Origin of the sequence: Ochrobactrum soli (assembly GCF_003664555.1) — a bacterium.
Lineage (GTDB): Bacteria > Pseudomonadota > Alphaproteobacteria > Rhizobiales > Rhizobiaceae > Brucella > Brucella teleogrylli.
Map to the genome: position 1 here is coordinate 51,514 of NZ_RCHH01000017.1, position 23,117 is coordinate 74,630.

Genomic DNA, 23,117 nt, shown 5'->3' on the forward strand with positions numbered 1-23,117 from the left:
TATTCGAGAAAAGAAGAAGCTAGCTTATTGCCCGCTTTGCTTCGGCTTGTGCCGGAAGCAGTAAAGCCTCGGCGGCGGCAATATCAAGCGCTTCAGGTCTGGTGCACGTTGTCGCCACCTCAACGAAACGCCCCTCCTCGCCCGATTTGAGAATGGCGAGCATGACATCGACACCATGCAAGGCGCGTTCAAGCGAACAGCGCATGTCACGGCCTTCCAGAATAGAAGTCGCCATGTCGGCCAATCCGGCTGTACGATAATTCGCCATCATGCCATTGGAATGTTCTTCATTCGCAATGCCAAATGGATGGCTCCAATTTTCAACAGTCGTCGCAGGCTGACCCGGTTTTACCACCTGCACGTCACCGCCAAAGAAGTTCGGATCGGGCAGATAGAGCGATCCTTCCGTGCCATATAGTTCCATATTTGCATGGCGATGCGACCAGACATCCCAGCTTGCAGACAATGTGATTGTCGCGCCTTGTTCAAACTCAAGGAGCGCATGGATGGTGGTTGGGGTTTCGACCGGGATGGTTTCACCGTTGCGTGGCTCCGACAGGATAGTCCGCGTCGGCGTCGCGGCTGAGGTCAGCGCCGCAACCCGTTTTACCGGACCGATCAGGTTGATCAGATTGGCAATGTAATAGGGCCCCAGATCGAGGATGGGACCACCGCCGCGCTTGAAGAAGAAATCCGGGTTCGGGTGCCAGTGCTCCATGCCATGGCTCATGACATGGCAAGTGCCCGATGTGATGCGTCCGACATGACCACGATCGACTTCACGCCGGGCAAGCTGATGCGCTCCACCAAGAAATGTGTCGGGAGCGCAGCCCACTTTGAGGCCGCCACCATCGGCGAGCGCCTTCAGTTCAAGCCCCTGTTCCATGGACAAAACCAACGGCTTTTCCGAATAGGCGTGCTTGCCTGCGGCCAGTATCTGTTTTGTGACGGCGTAATGCGCATCAGGAATAGTCAGGTTGACGACGATATCGATGTCGTCATTCTGCAGCAATTCATCGATGGTCTGAGTCTTTATGCCAAATTCTACAGCGCGCGCCTTGGCCGCCGCTGGATTAATATCGGCACATGCGCGAATTTCAATGGATCGAAACATCGGCGAAAGCCGCAGATAGGCCGCCGATATATTTCCGCAACCGATAATGCCGACACCAAGTATGTTCGTCATTTTCTTCTCCAGATCAAAGTGTCTTTACGGTTTCGATGGAACGGCTGGCAAACCGCGTATCGTCCGATGGATTATCGTGTTCCATCACGAAATAGCGCACCGGCGTTTTGCGCAGGGCTGCGAACAATCCAGCCCAATCGACCGTTCCATGGCCCACATCTTCCCAACCGTCCTCGTTGGTCTTTTCACCGCTAACCGCAATATCCTTGACGTGCACAGCGAGGATGCGGTCACCATAGCGTTCGATCCATCGAAGAGGGTCGGCCCCGCCCTTGATGATCCAGGCTATATCGGCCTCCCATGCGAGTTCCGGCGACGCATCGAGAATATGTTCTTGCGGAACCGAGCCGTCCGGCAGCACCCGAAACTCGAAATCGTGATTGTGCCAGCCGAACGCGTAGCCTGCCTTGCGATAGGGTTCACCGGCAGCGGCAAGCCGTTTGCCGAACGCCTGCCAGCCTGCAACCGTATCCGGACGGCGATCCGCGTCGAGATAGGGACAAAAGATTGCTTTCATATCGGCAACCTTTGCGATCTCCAGAACACGGTCGACTTCGTTTTCCAGCATATCGAGGCCAAAATGACCGGTCGGCATGGACAGTCCGAACGTATCCAGATTTTTCTTCAGTTGCGCCGGATCGGCATAGATGCCGCCATATCCTTCGACCCTGCTGTAGCCGAGATCGCGCAGCATGGTCAAAGTTCGCTCTAAAGGTTGGAAATTGCGGGAGCTGTAGAGTTGATAGGAATAACCATTCATGTCTTTCATCCTTTGAACCTGATCCTGAATTTTAACCGGATTTCGACGAGACAAGCTCTCCCGTCACGGCGCGAATTCTTCGTGCCGTCTCTTGAACGTCAGTCGTTTCACATATGATGGAAGCGCTATCGCGCGTGTGCGTAGCTGTTCATCTAGAGCCTTTCCTCAGACTGAGAATCGAATAGCGACAGGGCGTCGGCTTTGAAGCCGATCCTGACCCTATCGCCTGCCCGATAACGCTTGCCGGCCTCGACACGCGCAGACAGCGCATGTCCGTTTAGCTTGAGCCAAACCAGACTATCCGCGCCCATCGGCTCATCCAGATCGACCGTGGCCTCGAACCCGTCTGCGACATCAAGCTTGATATGTTCGGGTCGGACACCCAGCGTCACCTTCCGCCCTTGTTCCAGCGCACCGTCATAACCGTCGAGTTGCACCGCGGCTTCGCCTATGTGGAAGACCGGCTTGCCGCTTCGCGAAGCGATTTCGCCGGAAAAGAAATTCATGGAAGGCGACCCCAGAAAACCGGCAACAAAACGGTTTTTCGGGCGATTGTAGATTGTCAGCGGGTCGTCAAGCTGCTGGACGACGCCGCCTTTCATCACGGCGATACGATCGGCCAGTGTCAAGGCTTCGATCTGGTCATGGGTAACGTAGATCATCGTATTGCCAAGCTTCTGGTGCAGGCGTTTGATTTCGACACGCAACTCGGAACGCAGTTTGGCATCGAGATTGGAAAGCGGCTCGTCGAACAGGAACACATCGACATCGCGAACAAGCGCCCGCCCGATAGCGACGCGCTGCCGTTGGCCCCCCGACAAGGCCGAGGGTTTCCTTTGCAGCAATGGTTCAATCTGGAGAATTTCGGCGGCGCGTTTAATGCGCTTGTCGATCTCGGCCTTGGGCAGGCCCGCGACGCGCAAACCGAAAGACAGGTTCTTCTCAACAGTCATTTGCGGATAAAGCGCATAAGACTGGAACACCATGCCGATGCCGCGATCCTTGGGCTCTTGCCATGTGACATTGCGCCCTTTGATAAAGATGCTGCCCTCGGAAATATCGAGCAGACCTGCTACACAGTTCAGCAAAGTCGACTTGCCGCAACCGGATGGCCCCAGAAGCACGAGGAACTCGCCCTCGCCGATTTCCAGATTGAGATTTTGCAGAACGTTGACGGAACCGAAATCGAGCGACAGATCCTGAATAGAGACACTGGAATTCATGAGGTTCATCCTTTCACTGCGCCCGCAGCGATACCGCGTACGAAGTAACGGCCCGATACGAAGTAAACAAACAAAGGTACGGCGCCTGTCAGAATGGTGGCGGCCATATTGATGTTATATTCCTTCACACCCTGCATGGAGTTGACGATATTGTTGAGCTGAACGGTCATCGGAAAATTCTGTGTCCCCGCGAACACGACGCCGAACAGAAAATCGTTCCAGATTCCGGTCACCTGCAGAATGATCGCAACCACGAATATGGGGAACGACATTGGCAGCATGATTTGAAAAAAGATGCGCCAGAACCCGGCGCCGTCTACCCGCGCGGCTTTGAAGAGCTCGGGCGGCAGGGCAGCAAAATAGTTGCGGAACAGCAGTGTCAGTATGGGCATGCCGAAAATCGTGTGGACGAACACAACACCAGCCAGCGTGCCGAATATGCCAAGCTCCCGCGTTATGATGACCAGCGGGTAAAGCATGACCTGATAAGGAATAAACGCCCCGAACAACAGGACCGAAAAGAAGATTTCCGAGCCTTTGAATTTCCAGTTCGCCAAGGCGTATCCATTGACCGAAGCGATAGCGATGGACACGATGACGCTTGGCACGGTGATCTTGACGGAGTTCCAGAATCCGGCGCGGATGCCTTCGCAATAAAGGCCGGTGCAGGCCTGGCTCCATGCCTTGACCCACGGTTCGAACGTGACTTCGACGGGTGGTGCAAAGATATTGCCGAGGCGTATTTCCGGCATGCCCTTCAATGAGGTCACAACCATCACATAGAGTGGCAAAAGGTAGTAAACAGCGGCTACAAACAGGATGCTGTAGAGCATGACGGTAGCAGGTGCAAAGCGTCGTTTCGGCTTGCGCCCCCAAGGCCGCGCAGCACTGCCTTGCGCCACGCCAAGCGGAACCTCGGTTCGCTCCAGCGCAGTTTCCATTTTCCGGTTCAGCACTGCTTCCGTCATCGCGCTTTCCTCCGGCTGTATTCGAGCATGGTCCATGGGACGAGGATGATGAGGACGGTGGTGAGCATGACCGTCGAAGCGGCAAGCCCCTGTCCAAGATTGGCCCAGCCGAACATGAAATCGTAGACATATTTGGCTGGCACTTCCGACGCTATCCCCGGACCACCATTGGTCATGGCGACAACCAGATCGTAGAGTTTCACAATGCCGGTCGCGATCAGCACCACTGTTGTCACCAGCACCGGGCGCATCATAGGCAGAATGATGAAGAGATAGGCTTTCCACTTGGGAATGCCGTCGACGCGCGCGGCCTTCCAGATTTCATCATCCACGTTGCGCAATCCGGCCAGCATCAGGACCATCACCAGTCCGGTCATCTGCCAAAGCCCGGCGATAACGATTGCGTAGATGACATAGGTTCGGCTTGACAGGATCGCCATTTGAAAACTGTCGAACCCTATATCGCGAATGACTTTTTCCAACCCCAGTTGAGGGTTGAATATCCATTGCCAGACAAGTCCGGTCACAATGAATGACAACGCATAAGGATAAAGAAAGATCGTTCGAAACGTATTCTCTAAACGGATCTTCTGGTCCATCAGCGCCGCCAGCAAAAAGCCAACCACCAGTGAGAACCCCATGCAGAGAACACCGTAGATTGCCAGATTGCGGACAGACACATGCCAGCGGGAAGCGCCGAAGAGCCTGACATATTGATCGAAGCCCACAAAATTCCATACCGGCAACGATTTGGAGGACGTGAAGGAATAGGCGACCGTCCAGAGCGTACAACCGATAAAGACCACTAGAACAGTCGCAATCATTGGAAGTGCTGCAATTTTCGCATTCAGATTGCGAAACATTCCGGAGGGCTTTCTGCGACTGCCCTCTTCTATAACGGCCATGTTATCCTCCCTGTCCCATTGCCGGAAAATCCGGCACTGCCCTCCTCAAAGCAATGCCAGACCTTGCAACCGAGCTAGAGCATTTCCAGCAAAAGTGCGAAGCGGTTTTGCGTCGGATAATGCGTAAAAACAAATAGATAGAGCGGTTCCGACGATTCCATTAAAACAGGAACCGCTCTAATGCGCCTGTTCGATGATCTCCGCAAAACGTTCCTGGATATCATCGACCGTCATATCGGGATTGGAGAAGAATTCCGCCGCAAGGCTCTCGATCTGTCCCTGTGTATCGGGCGCACGCAACTGTTCAACCGATGGGACGATATTGTCCGGATTCTTCAGGATATCAATGCCTGCCCGCATGCAGCTCGAAGCCGTGTCGAGGTCAATGTCACCACGGATCGGCAGCGATCCTTTTGCGAGATTGAAAGCCACCTGCGTCTCCTTGGAAACGAGCATGCTCGCCAGTTTGAGCTGAGCCTTGGTGACTTCCGGATCCTTGTTTTTGGGGAAATAAATCGCGTCACCACCCGTATCGAGATATTGATGGACGCCGAGTCCCGGCAAACAGTCATAGTCTTTCCCGGCAACCTTGCCCGCTGTGCCGAATTCGCCCTGCGCCCAGTCGCCCATGATCTGCGTACCGGCCCGGCCTGTCAGCACCATATTCGTGGCTTCGTTCCATGAGCGACCGACATAACCGGGATCAGCCAGCCCGCGCGCCTCAGCCAGCGCCTCGAAAACCTTCTTCATTTCAGGACCGCGCGCCGCTTCGGCATCCTTGTCCTTATTGACTTTGAGGTAGAGGTCCTTGCCAACAATGGCTGTCGTCAAAACCGTCAACATGCCGTTCACTTGCCATCCATCACCGGTAGCCAGCGGCACGATGTTCTTTTCCTTGAGCTTTGGCCCCGCAGCAACGAGGTCGCTCCAGTTTTTCGGCGGTTCTGCGCCAGCGTCTCGAAAGGCTTGCGGGTTGATCCACATCCATTCCCAAGAATGAATGTTCAATGGCACACAATAAAGACGCCGCTCATAGGTACAGGATTCAAGCAGGCTCTTCGGGCGTATAAAATCGGCCCATCCTTCCTTTTCAGCGAGTTCAGTGAGATCGGTCATCAAACCGCCCTGAACCAGTTCTTCCGCCTGCCGTCCGTGATTGAGCTGGGTGGCGCCCATCGGATTACCGCCCAAAATACGGCTGATGATGATGGGACGCGCCGTAGAGCCACTGCCGGCGATGGCACCATCGACCCACTTATCCCCACCGAGCGTATTGAATTTTTCAGCCAGAACCTTGACCGCAGCCGCTTCGCCGCCGGAAGTCCACCAATGCGTCACTTCAAGATCGGCCGCGAATGCCGATCCGGTCATTACGCAGCACACCGATGCGACCAACGTCGCGAACTTCAATCGATACATTTCATCTCCTCCCAAATCTGAAACGTTACAGGTATCGTATTCAAAACCATCTGCATTGCAAGAGTTAAATTTGGAAATGACCATAACTCACTGAATTAGCAGATTAATATCCTATTTCTTCCCAATTTTTTGGTCACGCGATCCTGCCAGAGCTCCTTGATAAAGAGAATGCCCATTACTTTCCAAATCATTTTCTGAAACGTTACAGATTTTATAAAACCTTAGGTTTATACATCGCAGCTTTGGCATCACCACCAATCTTTCGTCTCGTTGTGCGCTGCGCACAACCTATCATCGGCGACGATAGAAGATCATCCCGGCGTGATGAAAAATGTCATTGATAAAATTGCCATCGAGGATGAAACCGGTGTCGTGCCAGTATCTGATGCGGTTGCCGGACAGTTCGTAACGGCTTCGCAGGCGCGTTCTCGTATGCCACGCGCCTCCACAAATCGGGCCAGGAGTTAACATCGGGCGTTTCCGCGCTCAGTCACCCCAAGGCCGAAGTAGGTGATTGATCGATATTCAGTTTTTGCATCGATGCGGGTTGCCCCGCTCAACGCTGCCGCCCACTCGTAAAAGAGCGGGAGGCTTACAATACATCAGCCAAGGCTTGGATGTTCAAATCATCATTGAATCGGGCACCGAGCTGGAAACGACATAGAACCCCATGGCATAGAAAATTAACTCAGCTTCCTGCCGACGGTTTTCGCGACCAGCGCCAGCGAAATGGCCCCTGCATCCGCATGTCCGATGCTCTTCTCAGCCAAGGGTCTTGCTCGACCGAGTTTCGGCACAAGTGGCGCCGTCGCGTCTGCCGCCGCCTTTGCAGTCTCTGCAGCATTGTTCCAGGCATCGGCCAACGTCTTGCCAGATGCAAACGCCCTTTCGAGCGTTTCCACGAAAGGAACAAACGCATCAACCAATGTCTTGTCGCCTGGTTTAGCCCCGCCAAGGGTTGTCACTGAATCAAGCGCGCGTCTGCCGCCGCGAACGACCGCACCATCCTCCATCTTGCCATTATCGGAAAGCTCTGTGCTCCAAGAGCGCAGTAGAAGACCCCATAGCGCCCCAGATGTTCCTCCGGCCCGGTCTGCCCAGGCGTCGCCTGCCACAGCCAATACGCTTGCGGCACCGGCACCTGCCTTAACAGCCTGATCCGCTGCATCTTTTGCAGCCGCAGAGCCTCGACGCATACCTTGTCCATGATCGCCGTCGCCTGCAAAAGCATCGATACGACCAAGTTCTTCTTCGGCCTCGACCAGTACGTCGGCGACAGCGTGCAAAATACCCTGAATGCAAATGCCACCGGCCTGCCCCGCCTCATCGGCTGGAGCAAAAACAGAAACCGCATCCTCGTTGGCAATGACATCATCCGCAGGCTCGACTGCGATTGCTTCGCCGCGACGCAGAACCGGCGTATCGCAAGCTGCCGACCAATAGCGTTCGAGTTCGTCATCGAGCCAAAGAAGAGTTAACGAGCAGCCTTGCATGTCGAGACTGGTTACAAACTCACCAGCTTCCGGCGCGACAACGTGGAGATCAGCTTTTTCCAGCAGCGACGCAACCGCCGTCCACAGGACGAACAGTTCTTCATATTTGGTCGCACCAAGGCCGTTCAGGATAACGCCAACTTTTTGCGTTCCTTCGGGGCGTTCCGCCAGAAGTTTCTCAACCAGCAGGCTTGCCAGACCGGAGGCAGGCAGGATCGCCTCTTCCTTGATCCCCGGTTCGCCATGAATGCCGAGACCAAGCGCCATCTGGCCTTCCGGTACGGTAAAGAGCGGGTGCGGAGCGCCAGGCAAAGTACAGCCTTTGAAGGCAACACCGAAAGACACAGTATTAGCATTCGCGAGACGTGCAAGGCGTTCAACCTCATCCAGTGACAGACCAGCCTCAGCAGCGGCACCGGCAATCTTGAACACGACCAGATCACCAGCAATGCCGCGCCGCTTCTCGTGCATATCCATCGACGCGCTAGCCACATCATCGGTCACGGGCACGATGCGGACGTCGATACCCTCGGCACGCAGACGTTCGGCGGCCACGCCAAAATTGAGGACGTCGCCGGCGTAATTGCCGAAGCCCAATAGAATACCGCCGCCCTTATGCGCCTGCCGGCAGATACGCGCCACCGCCGCCGTGGAAGGTGACGCAAATACGTCACCGGCAACGGCTGCATCCGCGAGTCCCGGCCCCACATATCCGGCAAATGCGGGGTAATGGCCAGAGCCGCCGCCCACGACAACAGCGACCTTGCCGTGAGGCACCTTTGTGGAGCGTACAACGCCGCCACGCACGTAGCGAACATAGCGGCTAAAGATACTGGCAAAACCGGCAAGAGCGGTCGAGGCAAACTCCTCCGGCGCGTCAAAAATGGTCGTCATTAAAACAGTCCTTAATCTGGGTCATTAGCCGCGAGGCAGGATGCGGCGCAGGTAGTCACGATTTGTTGCCGCAACGGAAAGCCCGTCGCCACCATAATGTTCACATAATAGCGGACTGGCAAATCCGTGATCCAGCGCCATTCTGATCGCTGCACGATAATTGATGATCCCGCTTTCAAGAGGAGCAGGATGCGTGACGATGATACCGGACGCTGGATCTTCTGTACGGGTGTAGTTCTTGACGTGCCAGAACTTTGCGTAAGGCGCAACCTTCTCCATCATCTTCTGCCAATGCTCGACCGGACGGTGCAGACGAATGAGATTACCCAGATCGGCATTGATCCCAACATTTTCTAGGCTCACTTCCTCAACAAAACGAACCGCGCTGTCCGCAGTGCCGAGATAAGTATCCTCGTACATTTCAAGCGACAGCTCTATACCAAGCTCCTCTGCGTGGCGACCGAGTTCGCGAATGCGTTCAACAGCCTTGTTCCAGATAGCCGGATCGTCAGGATTCTTCGCTCCATCGACCGTCCAGAACCACAATGCCTGTTTCTGCGCGTCCGTCAGCGGTTCAAAAAGCCCGAAGGAAACGCAACTGGCGCCGACTTCCTTGGCCGTGTCGATGACCTTGTGTCCATAGGCCAGATATTCGTCGCCGTGTCGTGCATCGATCACGCTGCGCCGCGAGGTTGAAATCGCAGGTATCGTGAAGCCAAGCGATTTGGCGACCGACATAAACTCGTTAAGACGGGCCGGGGACAAATCCGCCAGCCGCAACCAGCTGTCAGTTGGATCGAGTTCGGTAAACCCTGCATCCGCAACGTCAGACAAAGTGCGCGCCCAATCTTCTGGCGACTGATCCTGCACCGAACTGCCATCCGGCAGCATATTGGGATACTGGATCATCGCCGCTGCAATCGGCCAGGTTTCACGTGTCCATTTGGATGTCGTCTGTTTCAACTTGTGTTCCTGTTCTTTTGTGTGATCCATCAAAGTCACGCCATATTGCTGTTACCGGAGGAAATTTCGGTTTTTCGGCTGCGCAGTTTGGCAATACCCCAGAAGATGGCGGGAGAAACAAGCAGGAAGACGCCGAGCGTCATTAACGACGCAACCAAGCCATTCGACCAGAATATGGAAAGTTCGCCGCCGGACATCATCATCGACTGACGGAATGCATCTTCTGCCTTGTCTCCGAGAACCATGGCGAGAACCAACGGCGCCAGCGGATAATCTAGTTTCTTGAAGATATAACCCAGCACCCCGAATGCGATAACCAGCCAGACGTCGGTTATCGAGTTGGCGACCTGATAGGCACCGGAGAAAATGACCGCAACAATGATCGGTCCGATGATCGAGAACGGCACGCGCAGAATAGATGCGTAGAGCGGCACGGTCGCGAGTACCAGAATAACGGCGACGATATTGCCAAGATACATGGACGCAATCAGGCCCCATACGAAATCCGGGCGATCCGTGAACAATGTCGGGCCGGGAGTGAGGCCCCAGATCATCAGGCCGCCCATCATCACAGCAGCGGTAGCCGAACCCGGCACGCCAAGCGCAAGCATCGGGAGAAGCGCAGATGTACCGGCTGAATGGTCAGCGGTTTCCGGTGCCACGATACCGCGAGGGTCTCCCTTGCCGAACTTCGATTTATCACGGGCGGAACGACGGGCCACGCCATAGCTCATAAAGGATGCGGCCGTTGGCCCGGCGGGTGTTATGCCCATCCAGATACCGATCAGCGTCGATCGTGCAAGCGTAAACCAGTAGCGCGGCATTTCCAGCAGCGTACGCCCAATCTCACCGAGACGCACCCGCGCCTTGATTCCATCAAAGCGTAACCCCTCTTCCGTCGTCAGCAACAATTCGCCGATCCCGAACAGGCCCATCACTGCAATCAGAAAGGAAATACCCTTGATGAGTTCCGGTATCTCGAATGTCAGGCGCAAATTGCCCGAGATCGTATCCATGCCCACCGAAGCAAAAGCAAAACCGATCATCATGGAAACGAGCGTCTTGAAGGGCGATTGAGCGCCCATGGATATGAAGCTGGCAAAAGCCAGAAAATAAACAGCGAAATATTCCGGCGATGAAAACCGCAGGGCGAAATTGGCAACCCAACTGGAGAGCAGTGTAATCATCACCACGCCCGCCAGTGCTCCGATACCAGCGGAAACGAATGCCAGCGTCAAAGCGCGGCTCGCATGTCCGGCCTTCGCCATCGGATAACCATCGAATGTAGTGGCAACAGAGGAAGGCTCGCCTGGAATATTGAACAGAATGGACGTTGTCGATCCGCCAAACAATGCTCCCCAATACATACAGGAAAGCAGAATAATCGCGGAAATAGGGTCCATCGTGAATGTCAGCGGCAAAAGCAGGGAAACGCCATTGGGCGCGCCCAATCCCGGCAAGACGCCAACCAGAATTCCAAGCGTCACACCCAGCATCATCAACAGAACATGATTGAAACTGAGTATATGGGCGAAGCCATCCATCAAGAGACTGAAGTTTTCCATGTCTTTCCTCCAAAGACATCGGACTTTCCGGTATCAATAAATGCCGAAGAAAGCCTCGACCGGGCCTTTAAGGAGCGGAACCTTGAAGCCGATTTCAAAAATGACGAAAAAGAACAGGGAAATGGCGATACCGGCTGGTATGGAAGCCCACCACTTGTAGCGTCCCTGAAACATCATCGCTCCAGCGATGTAGAGTGCCGTGCCGACATACAACCCGAGAACCGAGGATATGGCAGCGAAGGCAACGAGCGGCAAGGCAAAACCGAAAACCGGTTTCAGCCGGGAGAGTTCAACGAAGACTTCCCCGCTACCGCGATGTTTTACAAATGCCACACCGAGATTGACCGCACTTCCGAACATGATCAGCAGCCCGATGTAGAACGGAAAATAACCCGCATCCGGCCCCATTTCCGTCCAGCCTGTACCGGCCTGTTGTGCGCCGAAACAGACCGCCGCTCCCAGCGCGCCTGTCAGGAGAGCAACACCCGTCTCGATGACGAAGCGGGAAATGCCGCCTTCACCTTTATCACTCATGGGATGAACCCCTTTGATGAATGATGCAGACGCCATCGGCGTCTGCATGAATGCACAAAACGTCAGTTGGCGAGCCAGCCTTCACGCTTGAGCACGGCTGTTACCGCTGTTTCATCGTTCTTGATAAAGGATGAGAGTTCACCTCCGCTCATATAGGCGGAAGATTGCGAACTATCGGCAAGATACTTCGCCCATTCAGGTGTCTCTGCAACCTTCTTGAGTACGCCTGCATAGTAATCGACGACGTCCTGATCGACGCCTGCGGGAAGCCATACGGTGCGTGGCATGGAGTAATTTTCGATTGTAATTCCTGCTTCCTTGCAGGTCGGGATGTCGCTCCAGCCCATGTCGCCAGCAACCTTGCCGTCACCCTTGAGCTTTTCTCCCTTGAAAACACAAAGTGGTTTCACCATACCCGCCTGCCATTGACCGAGGTTCTCACTCGGATTGTTGACATTGGCTGCGATGTGCTCGCCCGCAAGCTGAACGGCGGCTTCGCCACCGCTTTTGAAAGGGATATAGCCGAGCTTTGAGCCCGTGGCATCGTTGATCATGGATGTCAGAATCTGGTCAACGTCCTTGGACTGGCTGCCGCCAATCTTCATGCCCGCATCATCTTTCGCCTTGGCGATAAACTCTGCGGCTGTCTTGAAGTCGGACTTTCCGTTGACCCAAAGAATGAATTCATCCGAAGCAAGCGCCGAGACGGGGAGCAAATCTGTCGATTTATAAGGTACTTTGGCACGTACTGGCAGAAGATAGGCGTTGTTGGTTCCGAATGCGAGCTTGTAAGGATCGCCCTTATAGCCAGCAGTATAGACAAAGCCTTCCGCCCCGCCTGCGCTGCCCTTGTTTGTGACAACGATTGGCGCGCTCATCAGATCATATTTGCCGATGATAGACTGAATCGTACGCGCGAAAATATCTGTGCCACCGCCCGGTCCGGCGGTCACGACAAACTCCACGGGCCGTGTCGGCTCGAATGCCAAAGCAGATGATGCGATTATTGCCACACCTGCCGTCAGGCACGCGATATGCAAAGACTTCTTCATGGTCCATCCTCCCAGTTAAGCGGCACAGGCCTCCCCCCATGCCGATAGTGTCAAAATGTCGAAAATCAGGCCGCGTCTGAAAGTGCAGCTGCTCTTTTCGCCATTCGTGCCGCGAGCAGGATCGCTTCGCGCGTGGCCCCCACGTCGGCGACGCCCTTCCCGGCAATATCGTATGCAGTGCCGTGAGCAGGAGTGCAAAGAGGAAACGGCAATCCGCCCATCATTGTCACACCTTTGTCGAAGCCCATCAGCTTCATCGCGATCTGCCCCTGATCGTGATACATGGTCAGCACCGCCTGAAAGCCATCCTTCAGCGCGCGCAGAAACACTGTGTCAGCCGGAAACGGACCATCGACATCGAACCCCTTGGCTTTCGCCGCCTTGACTGCAGGCTCAATGACGTCAATTTCTTCCATGCCAAAGCTGCCGCCATCACCGGCATGCGGATTGAGTCCGGCCACTGCGATCTTCGGGTTGTCATGTCCCGCCTTCTTCAAGCAAAACCAGGCCAGCTCCAGCTCGGCGAGAATTCCTTCAACAGTCAAGGTCGCAGCTACATCCTTGAGTGGAATATGCGACGTCACGCGTGCGTTCCAGACTTTCTCCAGAACATTGAACTCACGCACCTTGCCTTTGAAGCCCAGCACATCGGCAACAAAGCGGATTTCGTCGTCATAACCTGGATAGGCGAACCGCATGGCCTGCTTGTTGAACGGCGTAAAGCAAACAGCCTGTGCATGCCCGGCATCGGCAAATTCCAATGCAGTACGAAAGTTCTGGGTTGCAAAAGTTCCACCGACCAGCGTGGCTTCACTGCGCACAACATCCTTCGGATCGAGATTCCTCAAGTCAATGAAGACGTGCTTGCCGACCGGCATGTTCGGTGCATTTTCGAGAGTGGATTCCTGAAGATCAAGCTCAACACCCGCAATATGCGCACCTTCGTTCAGAATGCGGCGATCACCAAACACGATGAGATGCGCTTCCTTTCTGACATCGGGCAAAGCGAGGAGGCGTGCTGTCAGCTCGGGACTGACACCGGCTGGATCCCCCATTGCAAGCGCAATCACGCTCGGTTCAGCGCCATTAGCGGTCATTCGTATCCTCCTCGTCTGCATTCTGTATGCAATATGCATATGGCAGGTCTCAGCGCGACGCAAGTATTTTGTATTCTGTATGCAGCATTTTATATTGACGGTTGAGAGCAGGCCAGCCATCTTCACCTCGAACGGTGAGGTAAGGATTCGGGCTCACCCTTTGAGAAAAAGGCCGATGGACGAAAATCAGAAAACCGAGCAAGCCGAACACGGCTCACAATCGTTCCGCCGCACGGCTTTGCACGATATGCTTGTCAACCATCTGCGCGACATGATCATTGAAGGACAGCTGGAGCCCGGCACGCGCCTGCATGAAGGGCAGCTTGGAGAACAGCTCGGCGTGTCCCGCACACCGCTGCGTGAGGCTATCAAATATCTGGCCAGCGAAGGATTGGTCGAGCTTGTTCCAAGCCGCGGCGCAGTTGTGAAACGGTTCAGCGCAGCTGATGTCAAGGACATGCTCACCGTCCTGCGCACCCTGGAAGAACTAGCAGGCAAACTGGCCTGCGAGCTCGCAACCGACAAGGAAATTGCTGAGGTTCGTTCGCTGCACGATGAAATGATCAAGCGCTACCGAACCGCTGATCGGCTGCAATATTACAAACTGAACCAGCAGATTCATATCGCTATTGTTCGTCTTGCCAAGAACCCTACGCTGGCAGACGTTCACCAAATGCTGCAGACACGATTGAAACGGATTCGTTTCGTCGGCCATGAAGGCGCCGAGAAATGGGCGGCGGCTGTATCGGAGCATGAAGAAATGATCGAGGCCCTGGAGGCCCGTAACGCGACCCGGTTGTCCGAAGTATTGGGCCGCCATTTGACCAATGCATGGGAGCGCGTACGCGAATCGATGTAGGCGAGCGGTTCGCGGAAGCGCGCGGCGAAGCCAATGCCACGCCGAAAAATATCGAATGGCATGCACACGAAACATGCTGACACTGGGTTGGCGGCAAAAAAGCCGTCGATTGCGCTAGTAATGCGGGTGCCGATATAAGAATTCGGAGCTGACACGACCCGGAAAGGACCTTTATGCTGCCGACCGAACCCGATCCTCACCGCCTGGAAATGACGGTTTTGATGACGCCCGACATGGCAAATTTCAGCGGCAAGGTTCACGGCGGCGCCTTGTTGAACCTGCTGGACCGTGTCGCTTTTTCCTGTGCATCGCGCTATTCGAAACAATATGCAGTTACGCTTTCTGTCGATCAGGTCACGTTCAAGGAGCCGATCAACGTCGGTGAACTCGTGACGTTTCGGGCTTCGGTAAACCATACTGGCCGAACGTCCATGGAGATCGGCATTCGCGTGGAAGCGGAGCATATCCGCTCGGGCAAGCGCCGCCACACCAATTCCTGTTATTTTACAATGGTAGCGGTCGATGATACCGGGCGACCTGTTGCAGTGCCTGCCTTGATCCCAGTCGACGCTTTGGATCGCAGGCGCCATGAAGCAGCCGAACTCCGACGGACGCTCCGACGGGAATTCGCACAGCGGATGGAAATGGTTGCCGCGACCGGGCGAGACATCGTCGACACCACGGAGTTGTAAAAGCAATCTTTGCTACAAAGATCGCTTGGCGGACAGCCGAAATCGCTGATGGGCGTCGGCTAGTGCTTAGATCACCAATACCGTATGCAGGGCTGAGCAAGAGAACGGAAAGGCCCTTTCACCCCAAAAAAAAGTGCCTGCTCGGCGGAATCTTCATTCAGCAAGCGCGTGGGTGGCGACGTACTGCGTTTCAATTCTCTTGCCGGTGTGGCGATCAAAGCTGGCGCCGGAAATGGCGGCGGACCTTCCACATGAAAAGCGCATCCGCCAATATCTGGAGCGCTATGTCGATTTTATTTGGGAAGATGCTGAGCGGGCGGCTTTGTTCGATTATTTGAACAACAACCCGGTCCGGACGCTGGAACAAACCGCTGATTTGTTCCGGGATTTCCTCGCATATACCGATGCGATCATTCTCGCCGCGCAGGAAGCGGATTCGGTTCATTCAGGATCGCCAAAGCTCCTTGCAAGTTTTGCTCGCGGTGCGACCCGTCATACCCTGAAACGAAGACGTCCCAACCCGCTTCCCCTTGAGCCCGAGGAAAGGCAGTTGATTATCGATATGTGCTGGAGTGCTCTGACGGGCGCCAACAAGGCGTAGCTATTAAGGAATTTAACGAACCGCGACTGGCATTTGGAATAACGGCCTGACTTTTTTGCGAGTAGGCCAGCTCACTGATCTTACATGGTGAGAACAAGGGGCTGACAGTCCCAGTTTGTACGAAAGCTTTCTATTCGTTTCGATGTTTCCCACCTATCGTGTTCAAAGCACCTTGCGAGTCGTTCCCGCATCAACGTTGAAAGTTGCCGGTTGACTACTATAAATGTATTTTAGTGGGAGTTAAAAGCCAAAGGCAGAAAGAATGACCCAAAGCAATCTTTCGAGCAATTCATCCCAGATCGAACCATTACAAATTCATGATATCAAGGTCATAGATAACGTAAAGCTCAAAAAGGCTATCACCGCTGCAGCCTTGGGCAATGCCATGGAGTGGTTTGATTTTGGCGTATATGGCTTCGTCGCCTATGCTTTGGGCCAAGTGTTCTTTCCAAATGCCTCGCCCGGCACGCAGACCATTGCAGCCCTGGCTACTTTTTCCGTACCATTTCTGGTGCGTCCCCTTGGTGGGTTGTTTTTTGGCGTCATGGGTGACCGTTTTGGCCGCCAGAAAGTCCTTTCCCTTACCATTATAATCATGGCCGCCAGCACTTTTTGCATCGGCCTCATCCCCTCTTACGCCACCATTGGCATCTGGGCCCCAATCCTTCTGTTGATCTGTAAGCTGGCGCAGGGCTTTTCCGTCGGTGGTGAATATACCGGAGCTGCTATTTTCGTAGCAGAATATGCACCCGATAAACGTCGCGGCTTTCTGGGCAGCTGGCTCGATTTTGGCTCGATTGCCGGTTTTGTTCTGGGAGCCGGTTTCGTTGTTTTTCTCAGCACAATGCTCGGCGAAACAGCCTTTCTAGAGTGGGGATGGCGGGTTCCATTCTATTTTGCTGCGCCTCTCGGGCTGATCGGACTGTATCTGCGTCATGCGGCTGAAGAAACGCCAGCGTTTATGCAGCAACTTGAAGCACTGGAAAAAGAAGATCGGGATGCAATCGAAGACCGCCCGATGGTGTCATTCAATGAAATTGTCAGCAAATATTGGCGTGCGTTAAGTGTGTGCACCGGAATGGTGCTGGTGACGAACATCACCTATTACATGCTGCTGACCTACATGCCGACCTACCTGTCGCAAAGCCTTGGCTATTCCGAGGACCGCGGTGTGCTCATCATCATCGTGGTGATGATCGGCATGCTGTTTGTTCAGCCAGTTGTGGGATTTCTCAGTGATCGGTTTGGCCGCAGACCGTTTCTGATTATCGGAAGCGTTGGCCTGCTGTTGTTGTCTGTTGTTGCCTTTCACCTGATCGCCAGTGGCAACATCGCAACGATATTTGTCGGGCTGCTGATACTGGCAGTCCTGCTTAATTGTCTCACTGGCATTATGGCGTCAACACTTCCGGCGCTTTTCCCCGCGCGTATTCGATACAGTGCTCTCGCGGCGGCATTCAATATTTCGATTATCATCGCGGGACTGACGCCGACCGTTGCTGCTTGGCTCGTCGAGGCCACAGAGAACCTCTATTTGCCCGCCTATTATCTTATGTGCGCTGCAGTTATCGGGCTGATCACGGCGTTCTTTCTACCCGAAACGGCTAACCGTCCACTGAGAGGAGATACACCGAGCGCATCGAGCAAGACCGAAGCCAAACAGTTATTGCAGGAAGCCTATTCCAATATAGAGCAGCGCGTTCAGGCAATCGATGAGGACATTCTCACGCTCGAACAACAGATCGAGGATTTGCGCCTGCGTAGACAGGCACTCGTGGATCGACATCCAAAACTTTCTTGATCTCGCGTGGAAGCAATACTGCGCCGACGAGTGGCAGATGTAACCTACCCTGCTTGTCAGAACGGTGCTTCTAAAGTGTAAACCTGCCCGAAGAAGCCGCGACGGAACAGGCGACGAAGCTTAAACGGGATTGCTACTTACGAAAGGGTTTCAAGTTGAAATTCTGAACATGCACAGTGAGTTGTGCCCCCATTGAAGCATGGCGTCAATCTCTGGCGCGCCTAAAATAAGACAAATGCACTCTTGTTTTAAAAACAACATTTGGATTATAGGAAAGCCAGTTCCACAAGGCCGACGGAAAAGAGCGTCCCGCAATCCAGGATTTTATCAGTGACTGCAATGAAAACTCTTCTGGCCGCTACCGGCCTTGTTGCTGTGTTCGCGCTTCAGAACAATGTAGCAGATGCCGCCACACAATATCCGCTGACGCTCGAAAACTGCGGTACGAAAGTAACGTTTCAGAAGGCGCCGGAGCGCGCGATCAGCCTTGGACAGAACAGCGCTGAAATCATGTTGCTTCTGGGCCTTGAGGAGAAAATGGCGGGAACGGCGTTCTGGCCAAGCAAGGTTTTGCCGCGGCTTGAAGCCGCCAATTCTAAAGTAAAGCTTCTCACCGTTGAGTTCCCGACATTTGAATCGATCCTTGCAGAAAATCCGGATTTCGTAGCGGCAGCTCTTCCAAGCCTCATTGGCCTGAACAGCAAGGTTGCAAAGCGCGAGGATTTCGACAAGGTAGGCGTCCCCACCTATCTTTCGCCCAGCACGTGCCTGAGCACAGAGAAGGTCAGGGATGAATATGGCAGCCGCGACAAGCTGTGGAACATGGATCTTCTTTATAAGGAGATCGACGAGCTTTCGCAGATTTTCGATGTTTCAGATCGCGGTCAGGCGCTGATCGCTGATTTCAAGGCACGCGAGGCGGCCTTGCGCGCAAGCGTTCCCGCGAGCGGTAAGAAACTTTCTTATGTCTTCTGGTTCTCCAGCCCGTCGCCATCGGCGGACGCCTATCTGGGTGGAGGAAACGGTGCCTCGAGCTTCATCGCTGACGTTCTGGGCGGCGAGAATGCCATCAAGGCAGAAGCCGAATGGCCGACGCTTGGTTGGGAAAGCATTATCGCCGCCAACCCTGACGTCATTGTTGTTGCAAATCTCGACCGTAATCGTTGGGAACTCGACAAGCCAGAAGCCAAGATCCAGTTTCTCAACACAGACCCTGCGGTCAGCCAGATGCCAGCCGTCAAGAACAAGGCCATTGCCGTCATGGATGGTCAGGCGATGAACCCGACCATCCGCACGATTTATGGCGCAGAACAGGTCGCGGAACAGCTGAAAGCGCTTGGTATTCTCAAGTGAGTGCTGCTGGACCATCTTTAAGGCATTGGGGCGCCTTCAGCATGATGCTGTTGGCGTCGCTTGTTGCAATCGGATTGGTGGTGGGTATCAGTGTCGGGATCGGAGATCTGCCGATCCCTTTATCGACAACGTTTGCAGCGATAACCAATCGTCTTGGATGGAGTTCCGTCGAGCTCAATCGCATTCATGAAACGGTCATCTGGGATTACCGCCTCAGCCGCGCGTTGGTGGCGGCATTTTGTGGTGCGGGTCTCGCGCTTTCAGGCGCGATCATGCAATCGCTTTTGCGCAATCCGCTGGCTGAACCCTATGTTCTGGGTATTTCGGCGGGAGCATCGACCGGTGCTGTAACAGTTGTCATCCTTGGCATCGGTGCTGGCGCAGTTTCATTATCAGCAGGCGCATTCGTTGGCGCGTTTGCGGCCTTCTTCTTTGTTGCGCTCCTCTCCAATGGAACAAGGGGCGGTGCGGATCGCACCATTCTGGCGGGCGTAGCGGCTTCACAACTTTTCAACGCTGCGACCTCGTATATCGTCACCACATCCGGCGATGCGCAGCAGGCTCGTGACGTGATGTTCTGGCTCCTTGGCAGCTTCGGTGGCGTTCGCTGGCCAGAATTCACGCTGGTGTCGGTGGTCATCACCTTCGGTCTTATCGCCTGCCTTCTCTATGCCCATGTTCTGGATGCTTTCGCTTTTGGCGATGAAGCCGCCTCATCGCTCGGCGTTAATGTGGCCCGTGCGCGCATTGTTCTCTTTGCGCTCACAGCAATGATGACAGCCACTATCGTCAGCATGGTCGGTTCGATAGGCTTCGTCGGGCTCGTTGTCCCTCATGCCGCACGCTTCATCGTCGGTCCGCTACACATAAGGTTGTTGCCCGCCTGCGCGATCGTCGGTGCAATCTTCATGGTGTTGGCCGATATCGCCTCACGCGCGTTGATACCGCAACAGGTCCTCCCCATCGGTGTGGTGACAGCACTTGTCGGCGTGCCTTTCTTCTCGATCATTCTATACCGTTTTCAGCGCCCATCATGACGATCAGAGCCGAAAATCTTGTCTGGAAAATTGGCAAGAAAACGATAATCGACGACGTGTCTTTCGAGGCAAAGCCTGGAAAGATGCTGGGGCTTTTAGGACCAAACGGTTCTGGAAAAACATCCCTGCTGCGTCTGATCGCGGGCTTAAAACGCCCCCATTCCGGGCATGTCCTGCTTGACGAAAAAGATATCAATACAGTTGCCCGGCGTAGCGTCGCGCAGCGTGTGGCTTTTGTTGAACAACACGCCACGACAAACGCTGGTCTGAAAGTCCTGGACATTGTAAGACTTGGGCGTTTTCCACACAGATCGATGTTCTCGGGCTGGACAGGCGCGGATGAAGGAGCCGTTCAAGATGCAATTGAACGCACCGGTATGACGGCCAAGAAAAACGACACGTGGCAAAGTCTGTCAGGTGGCGAAAAACAGCGCACGCATATTGCAAGGGCTTTGGCCCAGACGCCGAAAGAGCTCATCTTTGATGAACCAACCAATCATCTGGATATTCAGCACCAGATGAGCTTGTTAAAGCTGGTTTCAGGGTTACCAATCACGAGTATCATTGCACTGCACGACCTTAATCATGCCGCCATGTTTTGCGATGAATTGATCATTATGCTATCTGGAAAGATCGTGACTTCGGGGACACCGGAAGAGGTCATCAACGAGACTATTCTGAAGCAAGTCTTCTCGATTGAAGCGCGCGTGGAAACTTCTCCGTTCAGCGGGCGCCCACATATCCACTATCTGAGATAAGAAACGCGCCAGATAAAACAGGGGCGTTTAATAATATACCCCGATCCATTTGCCCCCACCACGCGGCGAAGAACTCTGGATGAGTTGCGCAAGAAGGCGCCACACCTACTGTCGACCAGCCTCACCAGATGCGCAGGCTGCGCGCGGCGTCGGCAAACAATACGGCAGCTCGCGAAGTCAGCAGTCCAACGGATTGTAGACGATTTTGTCGTGGTCACCACCCTCGCCCGTTCGGTCTGCATCATCCTGGCGGATAACGAGCCAGCCGGAGTGTTGAAACATCGATTAACTCTCGCTTTTATTAGCCAAATCTAATAGAAGCGTTGAGTACTGCCGACGCAACGTCCTCATAAAAATTGGAATAAACTATGGATAGTGCTGTGCTTTTTCTGCATGGACGTGGTCAGTCGGCTGATGAAATCCGGTCGCTGGATTGGAGTCGGAAACCGATCGGAGTGCCTGGGAATTGGCCAGCGCCTCTGGTCACTGCGGTGCAGATGATGCTGGCTTCACAATTTCCCAAAGCAATCATTTGGGGTCCGGAATATACGACGATTTATAACGACGCTTTCAGGCCTATTCTCGGTGAGAAAGAGAACTGCATGGGAGCATCCTTTCGCGATATTTGGTTTGAAGTCTGGGATGAACTGCTGCCGATGGTCCAGAAAGCTTATGCTGGCGAAGCGACGTTTATCGAAGACTACCCTCTCGTGATCGATCGACACGGTTATGATGAACAGTGCTACTTTACTTTCTGCTACAGCCCGATCTTTGACGAGCAAGGGCGTGTTGGCGGGATGATCGATACAGTCATCGAAACTACCGAAAAGGTGGAATCCGAAAAACACGCCAAGATTCTAAATGCCGAACTCGCTCATCGCATCAAGAATACATTCAGTGTGGTATCTGCAATTGCGAGCCAGACATTCAACAATAATGCCGACGAAGAGGTCATCAACACTTTTACTAAGCGGCTGTTTGCGTTGGGCAATGCTCATGATGTTCTTCGGCTTGGTAAAAGCTCAGAAGGTTCATTGCGTCAAATCGTGTCTGGAATAACAACAGCGCTGGCTGTTGCCGAGCGCGTTCACATGAGTGGGCCCGATGTAATGATCGGTCCGAAGGGCGCGTCTACCCTTTCGCTTTTGATTCACGAACTGACGACCAATGCGATCAAATATGGAGCGCTTTCCAATGATTCCGGACAGGTGCAATTGAATATTGCTGTATCCAAGAAACGAGTTGATCCGGTTTTTTCAATGAATTGGACCGAAGTCGGTGGCCCGCTCGTTACTCAACCGACAAAAACAGGATTTGGCTCCAAGCTCATAAGAATGGGTCTGCTAGGCTCCGGGGAAGTTAGGTCTGAATTTAGACCCGAAGGCTTCAATGCAGAGTTTTCCGCGCCCTTACGGCAGTTGCAGGGGGAAGGACGACTTTTTGGCTCGACTTGAATTTTGATGGGGTCGCAGTCTTCCGAAATATGAAGAATGTGCGTCTCAAGCTGAAGATACACAGCGGAAAAGCCACGCGCGGTTAGGCACCAACGTATCTGAACTCTTCCTTGGAAAGTTTGCCGACATGCGGTTGTGGTTAGCTTATGAACGCATTCGCCTCACATGTGATAACTGGGAAGCTTGCAATGTCTTCCAGTTTGATGCTCCTCCCGACGATTATAAATCCACCGAAGATTAGTTGCCGAGCGCGTCCATTCAGAAGCGAACCAGGGCAACCGCCAACCTCTGCCCGGCTCTCTCGAAGAAGCCAGCTGCAGGAAGGGAACATCAAGGAAAGCCGTTCGTTATTCTGCTTCAGCCAAGGAGAAATGAATGCGCAAGTCCGTACTGTTCCTAATTCTAAAGCGTGTCGCATTTATTCGGCCTCATACCCAGCAGCCTTAAAGAAGTTCTGGCATTCATTGATGGAGAAGAGACTGATGATATCGCCAAGTGCTTTT

At 54.0% G+C, this 23,117-nt stretch carries 21 protein-coding genes; 8 read left to right on the plus strand and 13 right to left on the minus strand.

Annotation, left to right across the window (positions count from 1 at the left end; translation table 11 throughout):
- Positions 1-19 precede the first annotated feature (19 nt).
- The 13 genes from D8666_RS20395 to D8666_RS20455 all read right to left on the minus strand — a co-directional run bounded on the left by D8666_RS20395 (position 20) and on the right by D8666_RS20455 (position 14,059).
- Entirely contained in the window at positions 20-1,186 is a 1,167-nt protein-coding gene (locus D8666_RS20395) for a Gfo/Idh/MocA family protein (RefSeq protein WP_109366307.1), read from the minus strand.
- 13 nt (positions 1,187-1,199) lie between these two features.
- Positions 1,200-1,946, minus strand: coding sequence for a sugar phosphate isomerase/epimerase family protein (locus D8666_RS20400; protein ID WP_109366308.1), 747 nt, complete (start codon positions 1,944-1,946; stop codon positions 1,200-1,202).
- Positions 1,947-2,098: 152 nt separating this feature from the next.
- A complete protein-coding gene (locus tag D8666_RS20405; RefSeq protein ID WP_121539228.1) occupies positions 2,099-3,169 on the minus strand; it encodes an ABC transporter ATP-binding protein in 1,071 nt (356 codons plus the stop codon).
- Between the two features lie 5 nt (positions 3,170-3,174).
- Complete coding sequence (locus tag D8666_RS20410; protein ID WP_371830841.1) at positions 3,175-4,137, minus strand: carbohydrate ABC transporter permease; 963 nt, start codon at positions 4,135-4,137, stop codon at positions 3,175-3,177.
- Positions 4,134-5,042: a carbohydrate ABC transporter permease gene (locus D8666_RS20415; RefSeq protein ID WP_121539215.1), complete on the minus strand. Its 909-nt coding sequence runs from the start codon at positions 5,040-5,042 to the stop codon at positions 4,134-4,136. The genes D8666_RS20410 and D8666_RS20415 overlap by 4 nt, the downstream gene beginning before the upstream one ends.
- A 177-nt stretch (positions 5,043-5,219) precedes the next feature.
- Positions 5,220-6,461 carry an ABC transporter substrate-binding protein gene (locus tag D8666_RS20420; RefSeq protein ID WP_121539216.1) on the minus strand — a complete coding sequence of 414 codons (1,242 nt, stop codon included), beginning with the start codon at positions 6,459-6,461 and terminating at the stop codon, positions 5,220-5,222.
- A 291-nt stretch (positions 6,462-6,752) separates the two neighbouring features.
- Positions 6,753-6,932 carry an Atu4866 domain-containing protein gene (locus D8666_RS20425; RefSeq protein WP_235859030.1) on the minus strand — a complete coding sequence of 60 codons (180 nt, stop codon included), beginning with the start codon at positions 6,930-6,932 and terminating at the stop codon, positions 6,753-6,755.
- A gap of 212 nt (positions 6,933-7,144) precedes the next feature.
- Positions 7,145-8,848, minus strand: a complete 1,704-nt coding sequence (locus D8666_RS20430) for a dihydroxyacetone kinase family protein (RefSeq protein ID WP_121539217.1) — start codon at positions 8,846-8,848, stop codon at positions 7,145-7,147.
- A gap of 24 nt (positions 8,849-8,872) precedes the next feature.
- Positions 8,873-9,841 carry a sugar phosphate isomerase/epimerase family protein gene (locus D8666_RS20435; RefSeq protein WP_121539218.1) on the minus strand — a complete coding sequence of 323 codons (969 nt, stop codon included), beginning with the start codon at positions 9,839-9,841 and terminating at the stop codon, positions 8,873-8,875.
- Positions 9,842-9,846: 5 nt separating this feature from the next.
- Entirely contained in the window at positions 9,847-11,376 is a 1,530-nt protein-coding gene (locus D8666_RS20440) for a tripartite tricarboxylate transporter permease (RefSeq protein ID WP_121539219.1), read from the minus strand.
- A gap of 33 nt (positions 11,377-11,409) precedes the next feature.
- Complete coding sequence (locus D8666_RS20445) at positions 11,410-11,910, minus strand: tripartite tricarboxylate transporter TctB family protein (RefSeq protein ID WP_121539230.1); 501 nt, start codon at positions 11,908-11,910, stop codon at positions 11,410-11,412.
- A 62-nt stretch (positions 11,911-11,972) separates the two neighbouring features.
- Positions 11,973-12,962, minus strand: a complete 990-nt coding sequence (locus tag D8666_RS20450) for a Bug family tripartite tricarboxylate transporter substrate binding protein (RefSeq protein ID WP_121539220.1) — start codon at positions 12,960-12,962, stop codon at positions 11,973-11,975.
- 65 nt (positions 12,963-13,027) lie between these two features.
- Positions 13,028-14,059: a 4-hydroxythreonine-4-phosphate dehydrogenase PdxA gene (locus D8666_RS20455; protein ID WP_121539221.1), complete on the minus strand. Its 1,032-nt coding sequence runs from the start codon at positions 14,057-14,059 to the stop codon at positions 13,028-13,030.
- Positions 14,060-14,234: 175 nt separating this feature from the next.
- On the opposite strand from D8666_RS20455, the gene D8666_RS20460 reads away from it, so the two are divergent.
- From D8666_RS20460 to D8666_RS20495, 8 genes are all read left to right on the plus strand, one after another.
- Positions 14,235-14,918 carry a GntR family transcriptional regulator gene (locus tag D8666_RS20460; protein ID WP_109366317.1) on the plus strand — a complete coding sequence of 228 codons (684 nt, stop codon included), beginning with the start codon at positions 14,235-14,237 and terminating at the stop codon, positions 14,916-14,918.
- A 173-nt stretch (positions 14,919-15,091) separates the two neighbouring features.
- On the plus strand, positions 15,092-15,610 hold the full coding sequence (locus D8666_RS20465; RefSeq protein WP_167836138.1) for an acyl-CoA thioesterase: 519 nt from the start codon (positions 15,092-15,094) through the stop codon (positions 15,608-15,610).
- A 232-nt stretch (positions 15,611-15,842) separates the two neighbouring features.
- The gene (locus D8666_RS20470) at positions 15,843-16,211 is read left to right on the plus strand and encodes a hypothetical protein (RefSeq protein WP_109366318.1); all 369 of its coding nucleotides are present in this window, start codon (positions 15,843-15,845) and stop codon (positions 16,209-16,211) included.
- Positions 16,212-16,473: 262 nt separating this feature from the next.
- Positions 16,474-18,012, plus strand: a complete 1,539-nt coding sequence (gene proP / locus D8666_RS20475; protein WP_121539222.1) for a glycine betaine/L-proline transporter ProP — start codon at positions 16,474-16,476, stop codon at positions 18,010-18,012.
- A 330-nt stretch (positions 18,013-18,342) separates the two neighbouring features.
- Positions 18,343-19,365, plus strand: a complete 1,023-nt coding sequence (locus D8666_RS20480; protein WP_121539223.1) for an ABC transporter substrate-binding protein — start codon at positions 18,343-18,345, stop codon at positions 19,363-19,365.
- Between the two features lie 41 nt (positions 19,366-19,406).
- Positions 19,407-20,402 carry a FecCD family ABC transporter permease gene (locus D8666_RS20485; RefSeq protein ID WP_121539224.1) on the plus strand — a complete coding sequence of 332 codons (996 nt, stop codon included), beginning with the start codon at positions 19,407-19,409 and terminating at the stop codon, positions 20,400-20,402.
- A complete protein-coding gene (locus tag D8666_RS20490) occupies positions 20,399-21,160 on the plus strand; it encodes an ABC transporter ATP-binding protein (protein ID WP_121539225.1) in 762 nt (253 codons plus the stop codon). The genes D8666_RS20485 and D8666_RS20490 overlap by 4 nt, the downstream gene beginning before the upstream one ends.
- 368 nt (positions 21,161-21,528) lie before the next feature.
- On the plus strand, positions 21,529-22,614 hold the full coding sequence (locus tag D8666_RS20495; protein WP_121539226.1) for a sensor histidine kinase: 1,086 nt from the start codon (positions 21,529-21,531) through the stop codon (positions 22,612-22,614).
- Positions 22,615-23,117 lie beyond the last annotated feature (503 nt).